Annotated in this window: 21 protein-coding genes; 8 read left to right on the top strand and 13 right to left on the bottom strand. The window is 40.4% G+C overall.

The window, feature by feature from the left end:
- Positions 1 to 22: 22 nt before the first annotated feature.
- Positions 23 to 1,216: an MFS transporter gene (locus ABE28_RS03495; RefSeq protein WP_064463832.1), complete on the bottom strand. Its 1,194-nt coding sequence runs from the start codon at positions 1,214 to 1,216 to the stop codon at positions 23 to 25.
- Positions 1,217 to 1,432: 216 nt separating this feature from the next.
- Between ABE28_RS03495 and ABE28_RS24835 the strand changes: the two genes are divergently transcribed.
- Together ABE28_RS24835 and ABE28_RS03490 are read left to right on the top strand one after the other, a co-directional pair.
- A complete protein-coding gene (locus tag ABE28_RS24835) occupies positions 1,433 to 1,606 on the top strand; it encodes a hypothetical protein (RefSeq protein WP_156775675.1) in 174 nt (57 codons plus the stop codon).
- A 250-nt stretch (positions 1,607 to 1,856) separates the two neighbouring features.
- The gene (locus ABE28_RS03490) at positions 1,857 to 2,825 is read left to right on the top strand and encodes a bile acid:sodium symporter family protein (RefSeq protein WP_064463834.1); all 969 of its coding nucleotides are present in this window, start codon (positions 1,857 to 1,859) and stop codon (positions 2,823 to 2,825) included.
- 40 nt (positions 2,826 to 2,865) lie between these two features.
- Here ABE28_RS03490 and ABE28_RS03485 read toward each other — a convergent pair whose 3' ends face one another.
- Genes ABE28_RS03485 through ABE28_RS03475 form a run of 3 tightly spaced genes read right to left on the bottom strand, consistent with a single transcriptional unit; the run spans position 2,866 to position 4,525 of the window.
- The gene (locus ABE28_RS03485; protein WP_064463836.1) at positions 2,866 to 3,660 is read right to left on the bottom strand and encodes a DUF4097 family beta strand repeat-containing protein; all 795 of its coding nucleotides are present in this window, start codon (positions 3,658 to 3,660) and stop codon (positions 2,866 to 2,868) included.
- The gene (locus ABE28_RS03480) at positions 3,657 to 4,208 is read right to left on the bottom strand and encodes an HAAS signaling domain-containing protein (RefSeq protein WP_064463838.1); all 552 of its coding nucleotides are present in this window, start codon (positions 4,206 to 4,208) and stop codon (positions 3,657 to 3,659) included. The genes ABE28_RS03485 and ABE28_RS03480 overlap by 4 nt, the downstream gene beginning before the upstream one ends.
- The gene (locus tag ABE28_RS03475; protein ID WP_064463840.1) at positions 4,205 to 4,525 is read right to left on the bottom strand and encodes a PadR family transcriptional regulator; all 321 of its coding nucleotides are present in this window, start codon (positions 4,523 to 4,525) and stop codon (positions 4,205 to 4,207) included. The genes ABE28_RS03480 and ABE28_RS03475 overlap by 4 nt, the downstream gene beginning before the upstream one ends.
- Positions 4,526 to 4,756: 231 nt before the next feature.
- On the opposite strand from ABE28_RS03475, the gene ABE28_RS03470 reads away from it, so the two are divergent.
- Complete coding sequence (locus tag ABE28_RS03470) at positions 4,757 to 5,815, top strand: DUF2157 domain-containing protein (RefSeq protein ID WP_064463842.1); 1,059 nt, start codon at positions 4,757 to 4,759, stop codon at positions 5,813 to 5,815.
- The gene (locus ABE28_RS03465) at positions 5,808 to 6,344 is read left to right on the top strand and encodes a GDYXXLXY domain-containing protein (protein WP_064463844.1); all 537 of its coding nucleotides are present in this window, start codon (positions 5,808 to 5,810) and stop codon (positions 6,342 to 6,344) included. Before ABE28_RS03470 ends, ABE28_RS03465 begins: the two co-directional genes overlap by 8 nt.
- 69 nt (positions 6,345 to 6,413) lie before the next feature.
- On the opposite strand, the gene ABE28_RS03460 is transcribed toward ABE28_RS03465, so the two are convergent.
- Together ABE28_RS03460 and ABE28_RS03455 are read right to left on the bottom strand one after the other, a co-directional pair.
- Complete coding sequence (locus tag ABE28_RS03460; RefSeq protein ID WP_064463846.1) at positions 6,414 to 6,893, bottom strand: C40 family peptidase; 480 nt, start codon at positions 6,891 to 6,893, stop codon at positions 6,414 to 6,416.
- 181 nt (positions 6,894 to 7,074) lie between these two features.
- Positions 7,075 to 7,347 (bottom strand): phage holin, encoded by a 273-nt coding sequence (locus ABE28_RS03455; RefSeq protein WP_167353378.1) that lies wholly within the window; start codon positions 7,345 to 7,347, stop codon positions 7,075 to 7,077.
- A 661-nt stretch (positions 7,348 to 8,008) separates the two neighbouring features.
- On the opposite strand from ABE28_RS03455, the gene ABE28_RS03450 reads away from it, so the two are divergent.
- Positions 8,009 to 8,239 (top strand): hypothetical protein, encoded by a 231-nt coding sequence (locus ABE28_RS03450; RefSeq protein ID WP_064463850.1) that lies wholly within the window; start codon positions 8,009 to 8,011, stop codon positions 8,237 to 8,239.
- Between the two features lie 189 nt (positions 8,240 to 8,428).
- Here the strand turns inward: ABE28_RS03450 and ABE28_RS03445 are convergent, their stop codons facing one another.
- The 5 genes from ABE28_RS03445 to uraD form a co-directional block, all read right to left on the bottom strand.
- The gene (locus tag ABE28_RS03445; RefSeq protein ID WP_064463853.1) at positions 8,429 to 9,169 is read right to left on the bottom strand and encodes a carbonic anhydrase; all 741 of its coding nucleotides are present in this window, start codon (positions 9,167 to 9,169) and stop codon (positions 8,429 to 8,431) included.
- A gap of 330 nt (positions 9,170 to 9,499) precedes the next feature.
- Positions 9,500 to 10,039, bottom strand: coding sequence for a thiol peroxidase (gene tpx, locus ABE28_RS03440; RefSeq protein ID WP_064463855.1), 540 nt, complete (start codon positions 10,037 to 10,039; stop codon positions 9,500 to 9,502).
- A 23-nt stretch (positions 10,040 to 10,062) separates the two neighbouring features.
- Positions 10,063 to 10,422 carry a hydroxyisourate hydrolase gene (gene uraH, locus ABE28_RS03435; protein WP_064463857.1) on the bottom strand — a complete coding sequence of 120 codons (360 nt, stop codon included), beginning with the start codon at positions 10,420 to 10,422 and terminating at the stop codon, positions 10,063 to 10,065.
- Entirely contained in the window at positions 10,422 to 11,405 is a 984-nt protein-coding gene (gene pucL / locus ABE28_RS03430; protein ID WP_064463859.1) for a factor-independent urate hydroxylase, read from the bottom strand. Before pucL ends, uraH begins: the two co-directional genes overlap by 1 nt.
- Before the next feature lie 13 nt (positions 11,406 to 11,418).
- Positions 11,419 to 11,916, bottom strand: coding sequence for a 2-oxo-4-hydroxy-4-carboxy-5-ureidoimidazoline decarboxylase (uraD, locus tag ABE28_RS03425; RefSeq protein WP_257390693.1), 498 nt, complete (start codon positions 11,914 to 11,916; stop codon positions 11,419 to 11,421).
- A 216-nt stretch (positions 11,917 to 12,132) separates the two neighbouring features.
- Between uraD and ABE28_RS03420 the strand changes: the two genes are divergently transcribed.
- Positions 12,133 to 13,323: a PucR family transcriptional regulator gene (locus ABE28_RS03420; RefSeq protein ID WP_064463862.1), complete on the top strand. Its 1,191-nt coding sequence runs from the start codon at positions 12,133 to 12,135 to the stop codon at positions 13,321 to 13,323.
- 109 nt (positions 13,324 to 13,432) lie between these two features.
- On the opposite strand, the gene ABE28_RS03415 is transcribed toward ABE28_RS03420, so the two are convergent.
- Complete coding sequence (locus ABE28_RS03415) at positions 13,433 to 14,617, bottom strand: PucR family transcriptional regulator (protein WP_064463864.1); 1,185 nt, start codon at positions 14,615 to 14,617, stop codon at positions 13,433 to 13,435.
- 245 nt (positions 14,618 to 14,862) lie between these two features.
- Between ABE28_RS03415 and ABE28_RS03410 the strand changes: the two genes are divergently transcribed.
- On the top strand, positions 14,863 to 16,209 hold the full coding sequence (locus ABE28_RS03410) for a nucleobase:cation symporter-2 family protein (protein ID WP_064463866.1): 1,347 nt from the start codon (positions 14,863 to 14,865) through the stop codon (positions 16,207 to 16,209).
- Positions 16,210 to 16,446: 237 nt separating this feature from the next.
- Here the strand turns inward: ABE28_RS03410 and ABE28_RS03405 are convergent, their stop codons facing one another.
- Positions 16,447 to 17,352 (bottom strand): TIGR01777 family oxidoreductase, encoded by a 906-nt coding sequence (locus ABE28_RS03405; RefSeq protein ID WP_064463868.1) that lies wholly within the window; start codon positions 17,350 to 17,352, stop codon positions 16,447 to 16,449.
- A 480-nt stretch (positions 17,353 to 17,832) separates the two neighbouring features.
- Between ABE28_RS03405 and ABE28_RS03400 the strand changes: the two genes are divergently transcribed.
- The gene (locus tag ABE28_RS03400; RefSeq protein ID WP_064463870.1) at positions 17,833 to 18,243 is read left to right on the top strand and encodes a GNAT family N-acetyltransferase; all 411 of its coding nucleotides are present in this window, start codon (positions 17,833 to 17,835) and stop codon (positions 18,241 to 18,243) included.
- Positions 18,244 to 18,414: the final 171 nt, after the last annotated feature.

Below are 18,414 nucleotides of genomic sequence, written 5' to 3'. Positions count from 1 at the left end.
TCCCTTTCTCCGCAAGCTTCCCCTAGGATTTCAACCTATTCTCACTTTTAATAATAAATAAATAAACGATCATTGAAATGAAAATCGAAAATGCTGCTGTAATATAAATACTCCTATATCCAAAAAGAAAGCCTATCTGCCCAAATAAGATGGCACCCATGCCCACTCCAAGGTCAAAAAAGGAAAAGTACGTGGCATTTGCCATAGCCTTCCGGTTAGGTGCCGTTTTTTCAATCGACCATGCCTGCAGTGCCGGCTGAACGGAACCGAACCCAAATCCATAAAGGACTGCCGCTAAGTAAAGGATCGCTTCACCCGGCATCCAAGCCAGCAGCAGCATCCCAGCCATGATGAGCACTGTCGAAGGTAAAAAGATGGCCCGATGGCCCCTTCTATCATATAAACGGCCAGAAAATAATCTTGTGACCATGAGGGCCATTGCATACACCAAAAAGTACCACTGAATTCCATCTACACCTTTTTCAGCCGTATAAAGCGGAAGGAAGGTTGCAATTCCTCCAAAAGTGACGGATATGAAGAAAATGAGCAAGGAAGGCTGGATGGCACTTTTTTCATAAACATCAAACCTTTTGGCCACGGCTGCCGTTGATGGGTCTCTTTCAACTTTTTGATATCGAATAAGTGACGCTGTAACGATGGCAAGTAAACCGAGTAATGAACAGATCAGGAACAACTCCTGAAAAGGTAAAACCGTAGCAAGGAAAAGTCCCAAGGATGGACCGAAGGCTAATGCTAAATTTCCCGATAACCCGTAATAACCCATGGCTTCACCGCGTCGTTTCGCAGGGATGATATCAGAAGCGATCGTTCCTGAGGCCGTTGAAGAAAATCCCCACCCTACGCCCTGTATAATCCGCATCATGAATAATAAGCCTATGCTCCCCATGAACCCGAAGGAACCTACCGACAAAGCGAAAATGGCTAGACCAACAAGAAAAACGATGCGCCTTCCCTTCGTTTCCAATAACCTCCCTGCGATTGGCCGAACAAGCAGGGCCGAAAAAGTGAAAATGCCAAGCACAGCCCCCACAAGGCGATCATCTCCACCAAGCTGCTCAACAAACAGCGGCAGCGTAGGCATTGTCATTTGAAACCCCATGAAAATGCACAGGTTTGCCAAACAGATCATGATAAAGTCCCGTGTCCAGATCTTTTCAGCACCTCTTACCCGTTCATCTACTATCGTTTCCTTCATTCCTTCACCTTCTAACTATAATTGTCTTTGCCAGTTTACTAAAAATGGTTGCAAGAAGCCAACGATTTATTTCGTGTACCTAAATATATATGAAGATAAACCCAATATGACAATTAGCATTTATTTGCCCCTGAATGACAGGAAGTTCACCATGATTATGTAATGGCCTTAAAACTATTCTATAATGTAAGAAAAAGCTTTTAGGGGAGATTACCCATGAAACTCCTATTAAACATGATCCTGGGTTTAGGCATAAGTACAGGTTTATTCCTCCTCTTACTATTCGGCTTGGATGAGGATTCGGGACCGTTCATCATAATCATCCTATTGATTATGGGTATTTTAGGTATGCAAGTCACGATCTATCATATTATGAAGAAATTAAAGTAGGGAAGTCCGGATGTATCAACAATAGGCCCATAATCCTCCTCTAGTGAGTTTCCCCTTCTATGATAGAATGAAAAGCGGAAAAACGATGAGCACCACTGTTATTGTTTAAATTTTTTTTGTTTCTCTCTTAGTTGATTTATATGGGAAATGGATTGTTCAGCCCTGAAATTTCCCAGCCCGCCTTGGGGGCTATATGATGACGTAAGCCGCTTGCCTTTTTTATACGTAATTTCGTCAGGAGTGAAATCAAATGCTAAAGGTAAATCATTTTCTCGAAAAGGCCATGCCCTTCATTACGCCACTGGGTGTCATAATCGGCGTATTGCTTGCCGGTTATTTAGATTCCTATGTGTTCCTCGTTCCTTGGATATTTGCTTTCATCACCTTTACCGGAAGCTTAGGTTCCAATTTCAGTTCATTGAAGCAGGTCGCTTCCAATCCCGTCCCGATTTTTGTAGTGCTTGGCATCCTTCATATTGTTATGCCGATATGGGCATGGCTGCTTGGACACTTAATGTTTCCCGGGGATGTTTTGACCATTACCGGTTTGGTATTGGGTGTGGTGATCCCGACCGGCGTCACCAGTTTACTTTGGGTGTCCATATACAAAGGCAGCACGCTGCTCACCTTGACGATCGTTTTGATCGACACTCTCCTTTCACCGATCCTTGTCCCTTACAGCGTCGCATTTTTCAGCGGCGCAACCGTTGAAATGGATACATCGGCAATCATGAAGGGACTGATCGGAATGGTTGTCATCCCATCATTGATCGGAATGGTCCTGAATCAACTGACCAAGGGGAAAATTAAACCGCTGCTCGCACCGCGTTTAGCTCCCTTTTCTAAAATCGCAATTGGATTATGTGTGGCATTAAACAGCGCAAAAGTCGCAGGATTTTTAAGTCATATCGACGCCAAATTGATCAAGATGGCACTAATGGTCTTACTGATTGCCTTTTCCGGTTACCTCATTTCCTGGGTCGCAGGTCATTGTTTAAAATGGAAAAAAGAAGAAATCATTACCGTTACCTATACGGGAGGCATGCGGAATATCTCTGCAGGTGCCGCCCTTGCTGTTGCCTATTTTCCGGTCGCCGTTGCAGTTCCCGTCATTCTCGGCACCCTGTTTCAGCAAATATTGGCTTCCGTCTTTGGTTCGTTCTTAAACCGGTATTACCATAAGCCATACGCCGTTCAAAAAGAAAAACAGGCCGCATAGCAAAAAAGCCGACTTCATTCGGTCGGCTTTTTCATTTATGCTATTTCGTTATCTCGATTTTTCCATTATTCGTTTCCAACTTCACCAGGTTTTCACCCTTGCCAATGACAGTACTTCCCTCATACTTGCCAAGAATATCAATTTTTCCATTGTCGACTGAAACATCGAAAGTCGTATTCGTCGGTTCCTTTTCCGTTTGAATCATGATTTTACCGTTATCGCTTTCGAGATGGATCTTCCTATCCAAATCTTTTGTGATCAGCATGATTTTTCCATTATTCGAGGAACCAACCAGTTCACCCTCAACATGATCGAGCTCCACCGCTCCATTGGAAGAATTCACTTCAACTTTTTTCGCAAGTATCTCATTTAATTCGATTCGGCCATTTTCTGATATCACTTTCACATGTTCGCTTTTCAAATCCGATATTTGCACCTTACCATTGTCGGATTTGACCGTAAAGGATTTATACGCTCTTTCAGGTACATAAACCTTTAGATGTAGTGATTGAATATGGAAACCAAAGCTGAAGTTAAGTTTATTTTTCAGCTTCACCGTCAGCTTCTTACCTTCCACATCTGCAGTGAAATCCAGCTTGGAGTTCTCCACCCCTTTTGAAACCAGCTCTACCCTGGTTTCCTGATCCTTCGTCCGGATGATATCGACGGTGGCATTATCAGCGCCGATGTTTATATCCGTCACGACATCCGGAATCGTCTTTGTCTTTGTAGTCGCCTTCTGATTAGTCGCTTGGGAAAACGTAAATGCACTTCCTATCGCCCCAATCAATAATAAAACAAGAGCAACAATGGATAACTTTTTAACATTGATCATTTTTTCAAACCGCCTTTCACAAGGGATGCGTTAAATTTTAAATAACGAATGAACCCCTTCGTTAATGCGCGGGTAGCGACAAACATCCCCATGGCCATGAAAATCCCAATCCCGCATAGTGCCAATGCGAAGAACAAATCAAATAATTGAAAGCTGCTCACCATAAGGTTAAGCAGTGCGAATACCGGAGCGAGAATGAATGCTATAGCCGATGCCCAGCCTGCAATGACTACTCCAATCAGTGCTATGAATGGCCCCAATACAATCACCAGATTAAAAAATCCCAGGCCAATTACGGCCCAAACGGCCCTCATTACATTACCGGCAGAAGTCGATTGTTCGACTTGACCAAGATGATAAGTGGCCAGGAGTTCCCTGGAAATCTGTTTAGGGTTCCCAAGCGATGTGGAAATTTCCTGATCTGTCTTTCCTTGTTCCATCCCTATTGCGAAATACTCTTCGTAATCTTGCAGGATATCCTGTCGTTCCTCTAAAGAAAGCTTTTTTAAAGAGTCATTCAATTGCTTTAAAAACTGTTCTTTATTCATTGGCTCACACCTTCCTCGATTAATTGATTGACCCCTTTGGAAAATTCATTCCATTCCGTCAGCAACTCTTGAAGGTAATCCCGGCCTTTGTCCGTTAGCTTATAGTACTTACGCGGAGGCCCTTCCGTTGATTCTTGCAAATAAGTCGTGAAATATTCTTCCTTTGTCAACCGTCTCAATAGCGGGTATACGGACCCCTCCGATATCTCGATCTGATCTGAAATCTTCTGTACAAGCTCATAGCCATAACGGTCCTGCTTATCCAATAAGACGAGCACACAAAGCTCCAGGACACCCTTCTTAAATTGTACATTCATCGACCCATCACTCCCTCATTTAGGAATTTTAAGGTATAGTTCAATAAACAGTACTGAACATCAAACAATACATCTTATGCAATTAATTTACCATATGGTACTGTTTATTGCAAGGTACTAAAAAAATTTGTTATATCCGGTTCAATGAGGGTAAAAGAAAATGATCAACATCTATTCAAGGATTAGGGGGAATACAATGTATAATAGTAAAATGTGGAAGGGGGAGTTATTTTGTACAATAAAGAAATATCGAAGAAACAATTCGATTTTTTAAAGAATGAGTTCACTTATCTTGAAAGAGGAGGAGTCATCTCAGAACAAGAAAAAGAGAGGATGCTAGCTTCCTATGCTGTGAAAGGGAATTTGAGCTTCGTCACCATCCTTTTATCCATCGGGGCACTGCTGTTAGGGTTGGGCATATTGACCTTTGTAGCGAGTAATTGGCTTTATTTAAATAAAGCCTTAAAACTCCTGCTTATCCTTGCATGCTTGATTGGCGTGAACTTTGCTGGTGTGAAGTGGCAGGTGCGCTTTCCCAAAACAGCAAGAAGCTTGCATTATGTCGGTATTTTAATATTCGGTGCAGGGATTTTCCTTATTGAGCAGATGTTCAACATTAGCATCAATTTCAATAGTTCCTTCTTGTTATGGGCCATCGGAACGGTATTCATCAGCTATTACTTAAAGGATGTTTTCATCCTCCTTTTTACTTCGTTCCTGCTGTTCATTTATATTAACGGAAGTATATTCCTTGATGAAACATCTTATCCAATAGCCATCATTTTGTTTTTACCTGGTTTATACATCTTATTGAAGAAATTCGAATTCGCTAAGTATCCGGCCTTTTTCATTAACGCATTAGCCATCAATACCATCGCCTTGCTTCTAATGGAATTCGTGCCGAAGCTTGATTTGAAAAGCTCGAATACGATCGTCCTTTCCATCCTGTTTGTGCTCGGAATCGTGCTGGCGTTTATCCCGGTTACATCTGGAATACGAAACGTCATTCACATCCAAGGGCACATCTTACATGGCATTACAGCACTCTTCCTTACCTTCGAGTTTTCAATTTGGTTTCCTTTAGCTTATTTCGTTTTCCTGTTATATCTCATTCTAAAAGGCAGTTTGACCAGCATCGTGATTATCTGTGCGTTGATTTTCAGGTACTATCTCGATTCCTTTGACTTCTTGCCAAAATCGCTTACATTCATCATCGGCGGCATCATGCTTATCGGGTTTGGCTTTTTCTTTGAAAATCAACGAAAAAAAGGAGGCGATCTCCATGAATGATGCAGTATCCCGGCCATTTATCGTTTTTTCCATACCGGTCCTGATTCTTTTGATTTTGGCATTTCCTCCTTTTTTGACAACAATGACAGGAGAAGAAATCAAAATCAAAACGGCCCCTGTCGACCCGACGGACTTGTTTCGGGGCAGCTATGTAGCCCTCAGCTATGAAATTGAAACGGTTCAGCCTTCCCAGCTTGCCGACTCGATCAAATCCGAGTTCAAAACAAGAAATATGGGTGATTATAAAAAGGTCTATGTACGCTTGAAACAAAACGGCAGCGGATTATATGAGGTCGATTCCGTAACGAAAAAGAAACCAAGCAAAGGCATATACCTAAAAGGGGAATTGCAAATTCCATATGAACTGAAAAATCCAAAAAGCATCCAGATCAGATACGGTCTCGACAATTATTTCACCTCAGAGGAAAAAGCAAGGGAACTGGAGTCGAATGCATTGACCGCCCCTTCGATGGCGGTAATAAAAGTTCGCAATGGCAATGTTGTCTTAACCGATATCATCATTGAATGACGAGGAAAAGGAGCATCGAATTTCGATGCTCCTTTTCCTCGTCGTGATTGAATCATGATCATTACACTGTCACTTAATGACCCGTTTTGCCCCGATATATTTTCCCTTCCAATACTTATCGGTCATTTTGACCTCCTTGACTCCTTTGGAGGTGGCTCCGATAAATGTGCCATTTCCATAATAAATTCCCACAAAACTAACCTGCCCTTTCTTTCCTGTCGCATAGAACACCAAATCTCCTGCTTGTAAGTCTTTTTGTTGTATGGCTTTACCGGTTTTATATTGATCGGCGCTAGTTCTCGGAATCTTCAATTCTGTTGCGGCATTTTTATATACATACTGGGTCAGACCGCTTGCATCGAACCCTTTTGGTGTCGTCCCCCCGTATTTATAAGAGCTCCCCACCTGCTTCTTTGCCATGGCGGCAACTTCATCACCATAATTGATAGATGCTGAAGCATTGGCAGGGCCCAATACGAATGCGCTCAACAAAGCCACAAGTAAAACGATGGCTGCAAGCCATTTTGAAACTGGTAAACGATAACTCATTCTTTTTCCTCCCCAAACTAAAATGAACCACGATTTTAAATGTATGCGGCATTATTAGCTTTCATTCCAATTCCTCCAGCATTCACGGTCAACGTAAAAAAAAACAAAAACCAGATACTACCGTTGTATTACTTAAACGGTGTTATCTGGTTTCTTCTAACTCTTCAGCAGGATTCTACCATTATTTAGGTTCTTCATAACTTCGAGCATTCTCGCTGTCCCTCAGACCTTTAGTGGTATGATCAATCACACCGCCGACCCCAAAGAATGTAAGTGCTATAAAGTTAATGATGCCCAAAGCCCCGCTCAAAGCATCATCACTAATGGTAAAGCCAATAGGGTGAATGAAATTGTTTATGAACGCCGCAACCATCTGTACCAATAGCAAAAGCCCAGGAAGGAGTACCGTGAATATAAACGTCGGATTCTTAAGGCGCACTTTCCAGTTGATCATTGCCATGCCCCCCTTCTATCATATTAAGCCCGCTTCATTGAATGCGGACTTGCTATATAGTATGCGGCTTGTCCTTTTTCCGTTCGGGAAATGCATGAAATAATCTATCGCCCTAGCATCCATATTCGCTCTCTAGTATACTCCCAAGCAGATTTGGAAAACGCTAAAACCTTCAGGAAAACGAGGATGGAGTCCCAATTGCCGATAAATTTGGAGAAGCTGCACTAAGTCCGTTCCATGGCACTGGAGGCGCTTAGCTTACCGGAGACGGTCCGACCTAGGCTTTTGCGCCTGTAGGGCCCCGCACCTTTTACTTCTAACAAACTTTGTTTTAAGGTTTAGATAGTTTTTTTGTTTGCAGCCTCACCTACTTTAATAAGTAAGGAGTCAACTTCCTCTAGCCCCGTATATTCTTGATTGTTAACTGATACCTTTCTTTAGAAAATATGCTTCTGCAGCTATAGGTGTATTGGCAGTCACCGTCCGCAAACCTTCTTTTACACCATCTCCCCTGTTGTGGATTCTCGGGGCAAGCCTCTGCCAACCAAATGGGCGGACATGATAATCGTTCTTATTTCATAAATAAGCGAAAAAGTAAATGTAAATTAAAGGAACTTCCTTGCAAATCATCCGTATGTAATAGAGGAAGGAGGTGACACACATGAAAAAGTATCTTTTCTTTACATTTAGTTTCCTATTGTTATTTACAATATTACAAGTAATATCCGGACTGATTCTAACTGCTGCATACACACCTGACTTTTCAGGGGCAACTCGTACCGCCGGTTCATCCATTATCGTTTCGCAATCTCAATTGCCTGTCATGACACTTGCTGCACTCTCAGCTATATTGTCGTATTTCATTTCGAATAGAGTGATGAAAAGCAGCTGACTCTCAAGAAGAAAAACGCTCAATCAAGGATTGAGCGTTCTTTTTGATTGTATATCGCCGACACTCCGATATACGATGCTCGTCAGATCACCCAATCCGTTTCCTACAATCGATTTTCCATGAACAGCGCTATCCATAGTGCCGCGAGACCTCACCCCCGATGGAATACGGATTTTGTTTGAATCTTATTTATTCTTCGTATTTTAAGATTAGCCGTTTGTTTAATGGTTGAATGTCACGATTATTACTATGGTAATAGCTTTGGAAAGTTTCTATTTGTGCTTTTGAAACTTCTACTGGTTTTTTCATGATATACCATTCCACATTTTCTGAAAGGGGTGGAGTAGTCAATGAACCAAGATAGTGGTAATAACTTTTGTTGGCAGGAAGCATAGTAGCGATATTGATATCACCAACAGAGGTGTTTTTATCACCTTTTTTAATGCTATCAATCACTTTTTTGAATCCATGGTTTTCTGCACCTTCTTTGAAGAACACACCAATAACAGCTATACGTCCGTCTTGTGCTTTATTTACGAAATGAACTTCAATCGGATAATGCTTACCATCAAGCTTATGTTCACTTGGTGCATGAATATGAAATTGTGTTAAATCAAAGAGGCGACCATTGATTTTGGCAGTTCCAGTAACGTCTAGTTGGATACTGTGGCCGTTGTCTTCAGCAACAAGTACAGCATTATTATAGTTAAGTTCAATTGCTCCATTATCTTTCATTTCCTGTGTCTTGGTTGTCTCAATGTCGATTGGTGATTGTGTATCTCCTGATTCCAACTTCCAATTTTTTTGATTTTTGTAGTTCAATTCATCTGTTTCAATAGTCTTTTCTTCTTTTTTGACAGTGGAAGTTGCGTTACTGCATCCTGTTATAAACAGCGAGGATGTCAGTAAACTTATCCATATAAATTTCATGTTTAGCCTCTTTTCTTAGAAGATATATAGGCATCCTCCTTGAAAGTGCGTGTCACAATATGTTTAATCTAAAAATTCAGGGCCAAATATAACTAACCATCAAAAAACATCATCCTATTCTTTCCGTTTTAGGGGAATGCTTTGCCTTTGCTTGATGCATCGGTTAGATCCGGGTACTTAACTCTTTTTGTGCTTACTTAAATCACTGCAAAACCACCCTACCCTAATTTAATTGAGAATGTATCATTAAAAAAACCGTCCAATTTACGTAAATTGGACAGTCTTATAAATAATAGAAGGAAATCTTATTATCCTTCGTGAGGGGAATATTTAATTTACTGTACCAGCTATATTCATCAATTCCTTCACTACCTGCAATGCGGATTCATAATCTGGGTGATCCGTGACTTCCGGCACGTATTCCACATACTTAATGATTCCTTCTTGATTTATTACAAATACTGCCCTGCATTCCAGTCGATGTTCTTTCATGTACGTTCCATATGCAGTACCAAATGACATATCAAAGTGGTCAGAGAGTATGGTTATAGCTTCCACATTACTTTCTTTACTCCACCTGGCTTGCGCAAATGGGAGGTCTGCACTAATAGCCAATACAGCTACATCTTCACCCATTGTGCTTGCTTCTTCATTTAAGAGCTTTGTTTGTAAATCACATACACCCGTATCAAGCGAAGGAACAGTTGTGATGATGCATGTCTTATTTTTATAGTCTGTCAAATGTTCTTTACGGCGGTCACTTGTTAATAGTGCAAAGTCAGGGGCCTTATCCCCCACTTTTAGTCCAGGACCAATCAAGGTCACTGGATTACCGTTTAAAGTCACTGCATCCGTACGTTCATGTGCCAAATTTCCCCCTCCTTCCTGATTCACTAGCTTCCTCGGTAAGTGCTATATCCACCTGGAGCAACAAGCAGTGGAACATGATAATGTTCTTCATTGCTCCCTATTCCAAAACGAAGTGGAATTTTATTTAAAAATGGCATTAAATATGAATCATTCGCTTCATCATTAAAATACTCCCCAACATAAAAGACAAGCTCATACTCACCTGGTTTGAAATCATCTCCTTGAAGTAGCGGATCATTTACTCTGCCATCTTTATTTGTATGGACCTCTTTAATGAAAGAATGTTCTCCCTGATTCTTTATGGCCCAAAGCTCTATCTTCATCCCATTTGCCGGAAGGCCTTTAGACAAATCTAAAACATGTGTGGTCAGCTTACTGTCCATTATCGGGAAACCTCTACAGTTGATTCAGCTGCCTTTTTTTGTTTAACGTCTTCTTGCGTAACGACAAAGCCTTGGAAGCCAAATGGAGGACGAGGTTCCTGATAGACACTTCCTTCTGAATTCGGAATGATATCTACTACTGTTTCCCAGGTACGATTATTCGTTTTAAATTGAACATTCGCAAGCTGCGGGAACCGTTCCAAAATCCTAGTACCGATATGATAAATGAGCTGCTGAATCGAACGGTTATCCAGTTCATGGAACACTGTATTTGCAATATCACAAATTTGTTCTGCTGCTACATATTTCTCTGGATTCGCGCCAGTGGCATCCTCCCAATGGCTGTATTCCCAATCGAAATCCAAGTAAATAAATAGTGGCCGATCTTGAGCCTCCGGCAGTGTGGTGTATTCATCTTGAATAAATCCATAAAAAGAGCTTCCTTTAACCTTGATTAAATGGACATCCACTATTCCACTTGAATGCTTAACGATTTTGCTTCCGCTAGGTGTCCTTTTCACCTCGATTGTAGTGGTAGCCCTTTCATTTCTGGAACATCGAAAAACAACATCACTATTTACATGTCCTTCCCCTTTTGGAACGAGTACATGATCGAAGGGGACTTCAATTGCTGTCAGTTCTACTGCATCTATGTGGCTATACTTATCAAGGAAAACTTCACATATGAACTTCAAAAATCCTTCCGCCGTATTTCCCTGATAATTGGCGGCCTGGCGATGAATGATGTTTTTCATGGAATCCGTTGCAACCACCAAGCTATTGTCTCCTTCCGTAAAAGAAGATAAAAAAGCATCACCTTTCAAAGAAATCTGGCAATTAAATCCAAAAATAGTATTATCTCTTTCTATGAAACGTGATTCCGGTATTCTCCTTAAGCCTGTAAGCGGTTTTACATAAGTCCTATATACAAATACATCACCTTTACCATAATACATCGTTCTTTTTTCATTTTGGACTGTCATATTATCACTCCCATTATTTAATAAAATCAGATAACCTGTGGCTGGCAATTAAGTTGATTTGCTTGATCGCTTCCTTAAGTTCATTTGCCTGATCCAAACCAATCCTTCTTTTCATCTCTGCCTTTATCACCGTTTTATCGCTGCCGCGGACAGCAAATATGAACGGAAATCCAAACTTATCTTTATACTGATTATTTAACGCATGAAATTCTTCATATTCCTCCGGAGAAAGAGAATTCAAACCGGCCGCGGATTGTTCTTTAACTGATGCTTCAGCCATATCAATCCGGGCTGCTAGGTCCGGGTGAGACTTGATTAATTGGAGCTGTTCCGTTAATGAAGCATCCTGGACAACTATTTCCATTTTCTGTTTTAGGTCATCTAAGGAAATGAATGGCTTGTAATCCCATGAACGCTCTGCTATCCATGGGGAATGTTCATATACCCATCCGAACTTTTGGATGAATTCTTTCCTGTTCATCTCTTTTATGCTATTAAGGTCTGATATCAATATAGGCCCTCTCTCTCTTTTTATTTTGATAATTCCAAACATTCTTAACTTAATAGAATTATATACATGCACTTATTTATAGGTCATTAGCTGAAAAAGCTAATATTATTCCAAACCGTTTGTGCTTACCGCACTATCCATATTTCCAGCGTCAGTTGCCAATGTTCAAAAAATTAGTTAAATTAGAGAAAAAAGGCACAGCGAAGGAGACTTATCATGCATTTAACGTTGACTGATGCATTAGCATTACCACAGATAAAACAATGCCAAGTTGTAGCTGGCATTTTGGGCCTTAATAGAGAAATACAATCCATCAACAGCTTTGATGCTCCTGATGTGCTCTCCTGGTTGAAGCCAAATGAATTGATTCTAACGACCGGATACTTATTTCAAGATAATCCGCAACAATTAGACCAATTCGTGATCGAATTAGCAAAAATGAATTGTTCAGGATTGTTCATTAAACTGGAAGAAATTCCACAAACCGCCATTAATATTGCCAATATGGCCAATTTGCCTATTCTCAAAATTCCCCCTGAGTTTTCGCTATCAGAAATCATGTCTCCCCTACTTCGTGAAATTGTAACGAGACAGAATGAACATAAAGAGTTGAGTTATAGTATTGAAGATATGGACGGAGTTGGTACCGAAAATTCAAGTTACGGGATTTTAGGAATGACGGAGGACAATTCCAGCTTCCATCAAATCACTGGGGGATTCATATGTACAGTTCTACCTTTAACGCTGCAATGGAATCATAGGAATGATACCATTGCTTATAAACAGTTGATCAAGACAATTGAAACTTTGACCGGGCAATATAAAATCGATAAGCTGATTAGGAATATGAAGCTCAGTCTAGTCATCATTTATCTGGATACCCTCCCACTAGGGAGTACCAGCTTTTATTCACAAGTCATCCATTTAAGCCAACAAATCATCTCCACTTTATCTAAACACCTGCCACTGGAACTTACGCTGGGAATCGGTAACTATCATAAAGGGATAAATAACCTGGCCAATAGCTTACAGGAGGCTCTACAATCTATTGAACTGGGAAAACGATTGAACTCAGGAAAGGAAATTTACTGCTACAAAGATTTAGCAACATTTAAAATTTTGCAGTACGCCCCAAAAAATGTACTTATTGATATTGTCACAGATAATTTAGCACCGCTAAAGGATCATGACGATGAAACCGAGTCTGATTTAATCAAAACTTTGGAGACATATATGCAATGCAATCTTCGACCTGCTGAAACGGCCAGAAAAATGGGGGTACATCGAAACACGATCCATTTTCGAATAAAAAGCATAAAAAAACGATTAGGATCGGACTTAAGCAATGATGATTTATTTACTTTAAAACTTGCCTTATATGCCAAACGTCTATTGGATAATCAATAGGAAATATTCCATTCCACATGAAAAACTGCCAGAGTTATCCGATCTCCTGGCAGTTTTCCTTGTTCAGCAGCACTTGATTCAAGATTGCTTAAAATCCTGCTTCCTTTACCTAGTCATCCAATAACTTCGCAGCTTTTATACTAAGCTGCAATTTAAATGCAAGATCGCTCGATTTTAAATCAACTCCTAGTAAGTCCTCTATCCTCGACAAACGGAACTTGACGGTATTTCGATGAATAAACAAGGCCCTTGCCGCATCTTCTATTCTCCCTCTTGAAAATAGATAGGTTTCTAAAGTTTTTAACAACTCCCCCTCATTTTCCTTATCATACAAAATAATGGGTTCAATCATGGATAGCACGTATTGAGCCAGTACATCCTTTGGGATTTGATTAATTAAATCTTCAACTTCAATGCTTGCGTAATCATTGATATTAGTCGATTTAACCTTAGGGCCCAGTTGAATGGCCATTTTAGCTTCACTAAACCCCTCTTTCATATTGTGGATTTCTTTTTTCACCTTGCTTAATCCCATCGTTAGAGAAATGCTGGGGTTACCTTCGATTATAAGACCTTCTAAAAGGGTGGCAATTCTTTCGGCCTGCAAAAGTAGGTGCTCATCGGTCACCATTCCTTTTCCTTGCAGGATAATCAAGTGACCATTGAAATCGATATGCCAATACTTAAAATCCACTTTTTCAGTTTGGTTTAAATTCTCCAGAATTCTACCAATTGGAATTAATGAATCCCCTTCTTCTTTCGTTTCAATATTTATTAAGAGCAGAATGTATGGCCGATGATTAAAGCCGATTTCCTGTAATTCGGGGGGGAAAGATGAACTGCTACTTTCCCCACTCAAAAGAGAATTGAAAATTTCAAAACTTCCTTTTCCATTGTTTTTCACTTTCTCTCTATTAACAAGTTCATGAGTAAAGCTGAATAATAAGTCGGATAAGGGCATTTCATAAGGAATCTCGAGTAATGGGAGTTTGTACTTGTTCGCCTCCTCTACCATTTCAGGAGGAATCGTAGAAAGAAACCTCTTAATCTTAATAGCCAATCCAGCACTTCCTCTTTTCGACAATTCCCTAACAAGATTGATTTGCGCATCGGAATCATCCTTAAATACATAACCAGTTGTCAGTAGGAGTTCCCCTCGTTTAATCCATGATATATCCGGATGGTCCATTATACTTACTGAATTAATTACTCGAGCTAAACCCTGCTCCCCTCCAATAACTTCCACTTGGTTTAGGGCAGGAAGCTTCAAAGCTTTTTCGACCGTTAGATACATATTGCCCCCCCTATTCTTTCTAATTATAAACCGATAACGTTGATAGAATATTCATTTTTTTCCAAAAAATAGTCTTGATTTAGCAATATTGTGGTGATAATATAAAAATACACCAATTTTGTAAATGGTGTTTCTTAATAAGCAACAAAAACCCGATCACAAGAGAGTACTTACAAAATGGCAAGGAGGGGATTTCATTAAATTAACATAATTAACAAGGGCTTACTAATTATAAGGGGGCAAACATGGAAAAATTAAGCAAAATCAGCACGCTATTGTTAGGTTTGCAGCATGTTTGTGTAATGTATGGAGGAGCGGTAGCTGTTCCACTAATTGTCGGTCCTGCAATCGGCTTGACACAAGAACAGATTATATACCTGATCTCGTTTGATTTACTGGCCTGCGGGATAGTCACCTTGCTTCAAGTTATTGGCGGTAAAGGGTTTGGTATAAGGTTACCGGCTTTAATGGCTGTTTCTTTTATCGTGGTTGAGCCAGTAATAGCTATAGGATCCGTCCATGGTATAACAGGGGTTTTAGGCGCAGTTATGGTTTCTGGAATAATTGTTGCTTTTTTATCTGGAGTGATCGGTAAATTAATACCCTTTTTCCCACCCATTGTTGCAGGGTCCGTCATATTAATTATAGGCGTGTCGCTAATGCCAGTTGCCATGAAAAATGCAGCGGGAGGCGTCGGTTCCCCTACCTTTGGAGACCCTATGAATTTAATGCTGGCTTGTTTTACACTACTGAGTTTCCTATTATTGAATACACTTACTAAAGGTTTCGTGAAAGCGGTTTCAGTTCTGTTCGCCATGATCCTTGGTACTATATTGGCTGGTTTTTTAGGTATGGTCGATACCTCTGCTTTTATAGAGGCCAGCTGGTTTACAATGGTGACACCATTCTATTTTGGGGTACCTACCTTCGACTTTTCATCGATTATCACCATGACAATCATATCTTTAATCATTGCTGTTGAAAGCATAGGCGTCTTTTTGACACTTGGGGAAGTATGCGGGAAGGAAATAACTGAAAAAGATGTGGAAAAGGGGCTCCGTGCAGAAGGAATAGGAAGCTTCATAAGTGGTATCTTTAACTCTTTTAACCATTCTACCTTCTCGCAAAATGTAGGCTTGGTCCTGCTGACAAAGGTAACTCAGCGCTCTGTAGTAGTCACGGCAGGCTGTATCCTAATCGTTCTGGCTTTTGTGCCTAAGGTCGCCGGCCTTACGACGATGATCCCTTTACCCGTTCTGGGTGGGGCTATGATACCAATGTTTGGAATGCTTCTATCTGCATCTTTGGGGATGGTAGCCAAGGCTGATTTAAGCAAGCCTTCCAATCAATTGACGATTGCACTTGGAATTGGGGTCGGTCTAGCAGTGAAGGGAGTCCCGGAGGCATTCGATAAATTCCCGGAAACAGTCCAATTAATATGTGGAAATGGAGTAGTGATGGGTACAATAACGCTAGTTGTGATAAATGCCCTTCTGAATGGAAAATCAAATCCATCTATTACACACCATCATTCCATACCCGATATTCAACCAAGTATGAGCCAGAATTTAATATCCACCCTTAGAAAGTAGCGGACAAGGCAATTCTCTAAGGGTGTCTAGTTGGCTAGGATCTCCAACACCTTTAATTATAACCCTATTCAGACAATTTTCAAACAAATTATATAAGCATCATGCAACAGCCTATTCAATAGGTAAGCAAGGTGCTTTTTTTCACTCAATTTTCGGGCAAGGTCTAATGGCTTTCCGACTTTTTCTGTTGCAGCCATATTCCTTACCGATGTTTTCTATCATTGTGACATTCCCGCTCTATTCGTTTACTATCATTGATCTTTTCATGATCTGTTTCAATGCTTGATCCAGATGATTGAATTTAAATGCATACCCTTCCTTTTCCAACCTTTCAGGCAAGACCCAGCGGCTTTTTAAGATCAATTCAGTTTCGGTCCTCATGAAGAAGGCACCCATCGTAAGTATCGGTACGGGGCACGGCAGTCCCATCTTTTTATTCATGGCCTTTCTCAGCTGTGCCATCAGCTCACGATTGGTGACTGGGTTAGGCGCGGAACAATTGAACACTCCCTCAAGCCCTTCATTCTTTCTTAGGAAAAGGACAATATTGAATAAATCTTCCAAATGTATCCAACTGAATTTTTGGAACCCAGATCCTTGGTGGCCACCCAGGCCGAATTTGACCAGGTTCCTATAAGGAGTCATCACGCCGCCATCTCCCAAAACAATGGCTATCCGCAAAGCAATTTGTCTCGTTTGGGGTAATTGGAAAGTAAAGAGTGAACGCTCCCATGCCTGTGCTACTTCAACGGAGAATCCTGAACCGATTTCACCATCCTCTTCTGTCATCGGTTTATCCTCAGCATGCCTGTATATCGTCGCCGTACTGGAGTTTATCCATAAGGAAGGCGGATTTTGGCATTGTTCAATTGCATGTCCGAGCACTATGGTCGTATCTGTACGGGACTCTAAAATTTCTTTTTTGTTCTCCTCATTATATCGGCAATTGACCGTTTTTCCTGCAAGGTTGATCAGCATATCCGAATTATCGATGGCTTCCTCTATTCCCTTTCTGTCATCCCAGCCAATATGTGGGGTTTGCCGGGAAATGATCACTACCTCATATCCAAGATTCCTGAAATGTTGTTCAAAGTATTGCCCGACAAAACCAGTTCCGCCTGCTAAAACCACTTTCTTCAGCATCTACACAACCCGCTTTCTTCTATAAAGTTACATGTTCTTGTGTCATTAATCATTGTGAACTAATTCACATAATTATATCACATCATTACATTATATGGTAGTTAAAACCCCCTATCCAACCCTTCAAATATATTTAATGAACTTGTCCAAGCAAAAGGAAAGATTACACATAATTTAGTAATGTGGAAAATTATAAAACAAAAGGATGATTGCATTGTCAAACAAGAAACTAAGAAGACTTAATGGTTCTGAAACTGGTGGTAATACCAGTCCTGAAAATAGCAGCAGGGATGCTTTGATAAAAATCTTGAATAATTTATTCAACAATAATACAAATACTTCAATTAAGAAACCTAAGTCAATCAAGAAGTTCAGAAAGGGTTAAGCTGTAGCTTTTGGAGATTAACATGGACTCCCTTTGGTAAATTCCAAAGGGGTCTCATGTTAAGGACATGTACTATTAATGAAGGAGAAGTTAAGATGCATTTTCGAAGCTGGATACCGAAAAAAGATAAGAAGAAACTAACAGATATTACGGTAAGGAATTTTCATGTTTCTCCTGATACAGTAAATCAGATTTTGGAAAAATCACATAATGTACTTGTAATTTGTAATCAAAAAGGAAAAACCGTCGGCTTTCTTTGTTATAACCTTTATCTATATAAAGTGGCACATATAAATTATATCGTCCTCGAACAGAAGTATCGAGGAAAGGGCATCATGCAATCCCTTTTACCAGAATTGGTCGCTTATGCTCGAAAGCAAGGCATCCTTGTTGTGTCCGGTTTTGTAAACAAAAAAAATCCCGAAGCCTTGCAGAAATTTAAAGACTTCGGCTTTATGCCCATTTTAAATTATCATGATGATATTCTAATTCAATCACTCATTTAAACATTAATGACTGCTCAAAAATGGCTGGAGTTACTAAAATCCGTGATTGGTATTAGTTGCAGCTTTTTCCAGGGGTCCGGTGTTTGGATTCATGTTCTACTGTCAAGTAGGTCCCTCAATGAGCTTCACTGCCGGATAGTGAATGAAGAGGAGCTGATTTAAACGGAAGTT

Origin of the sequence: Peribacillus muralis (genome assembly GCF_001645685.2) — a bacterium.
GTDB lineage: Bacteria > Bacillota > Bacilli > Bacillales > DSM-1321 > Peribacillus > Peribacillus muralis_A.
Note: the sequence above shows the minus strand (reverse complement) of the source record. Positions and strands in the feature narration are given on the sequence as shown.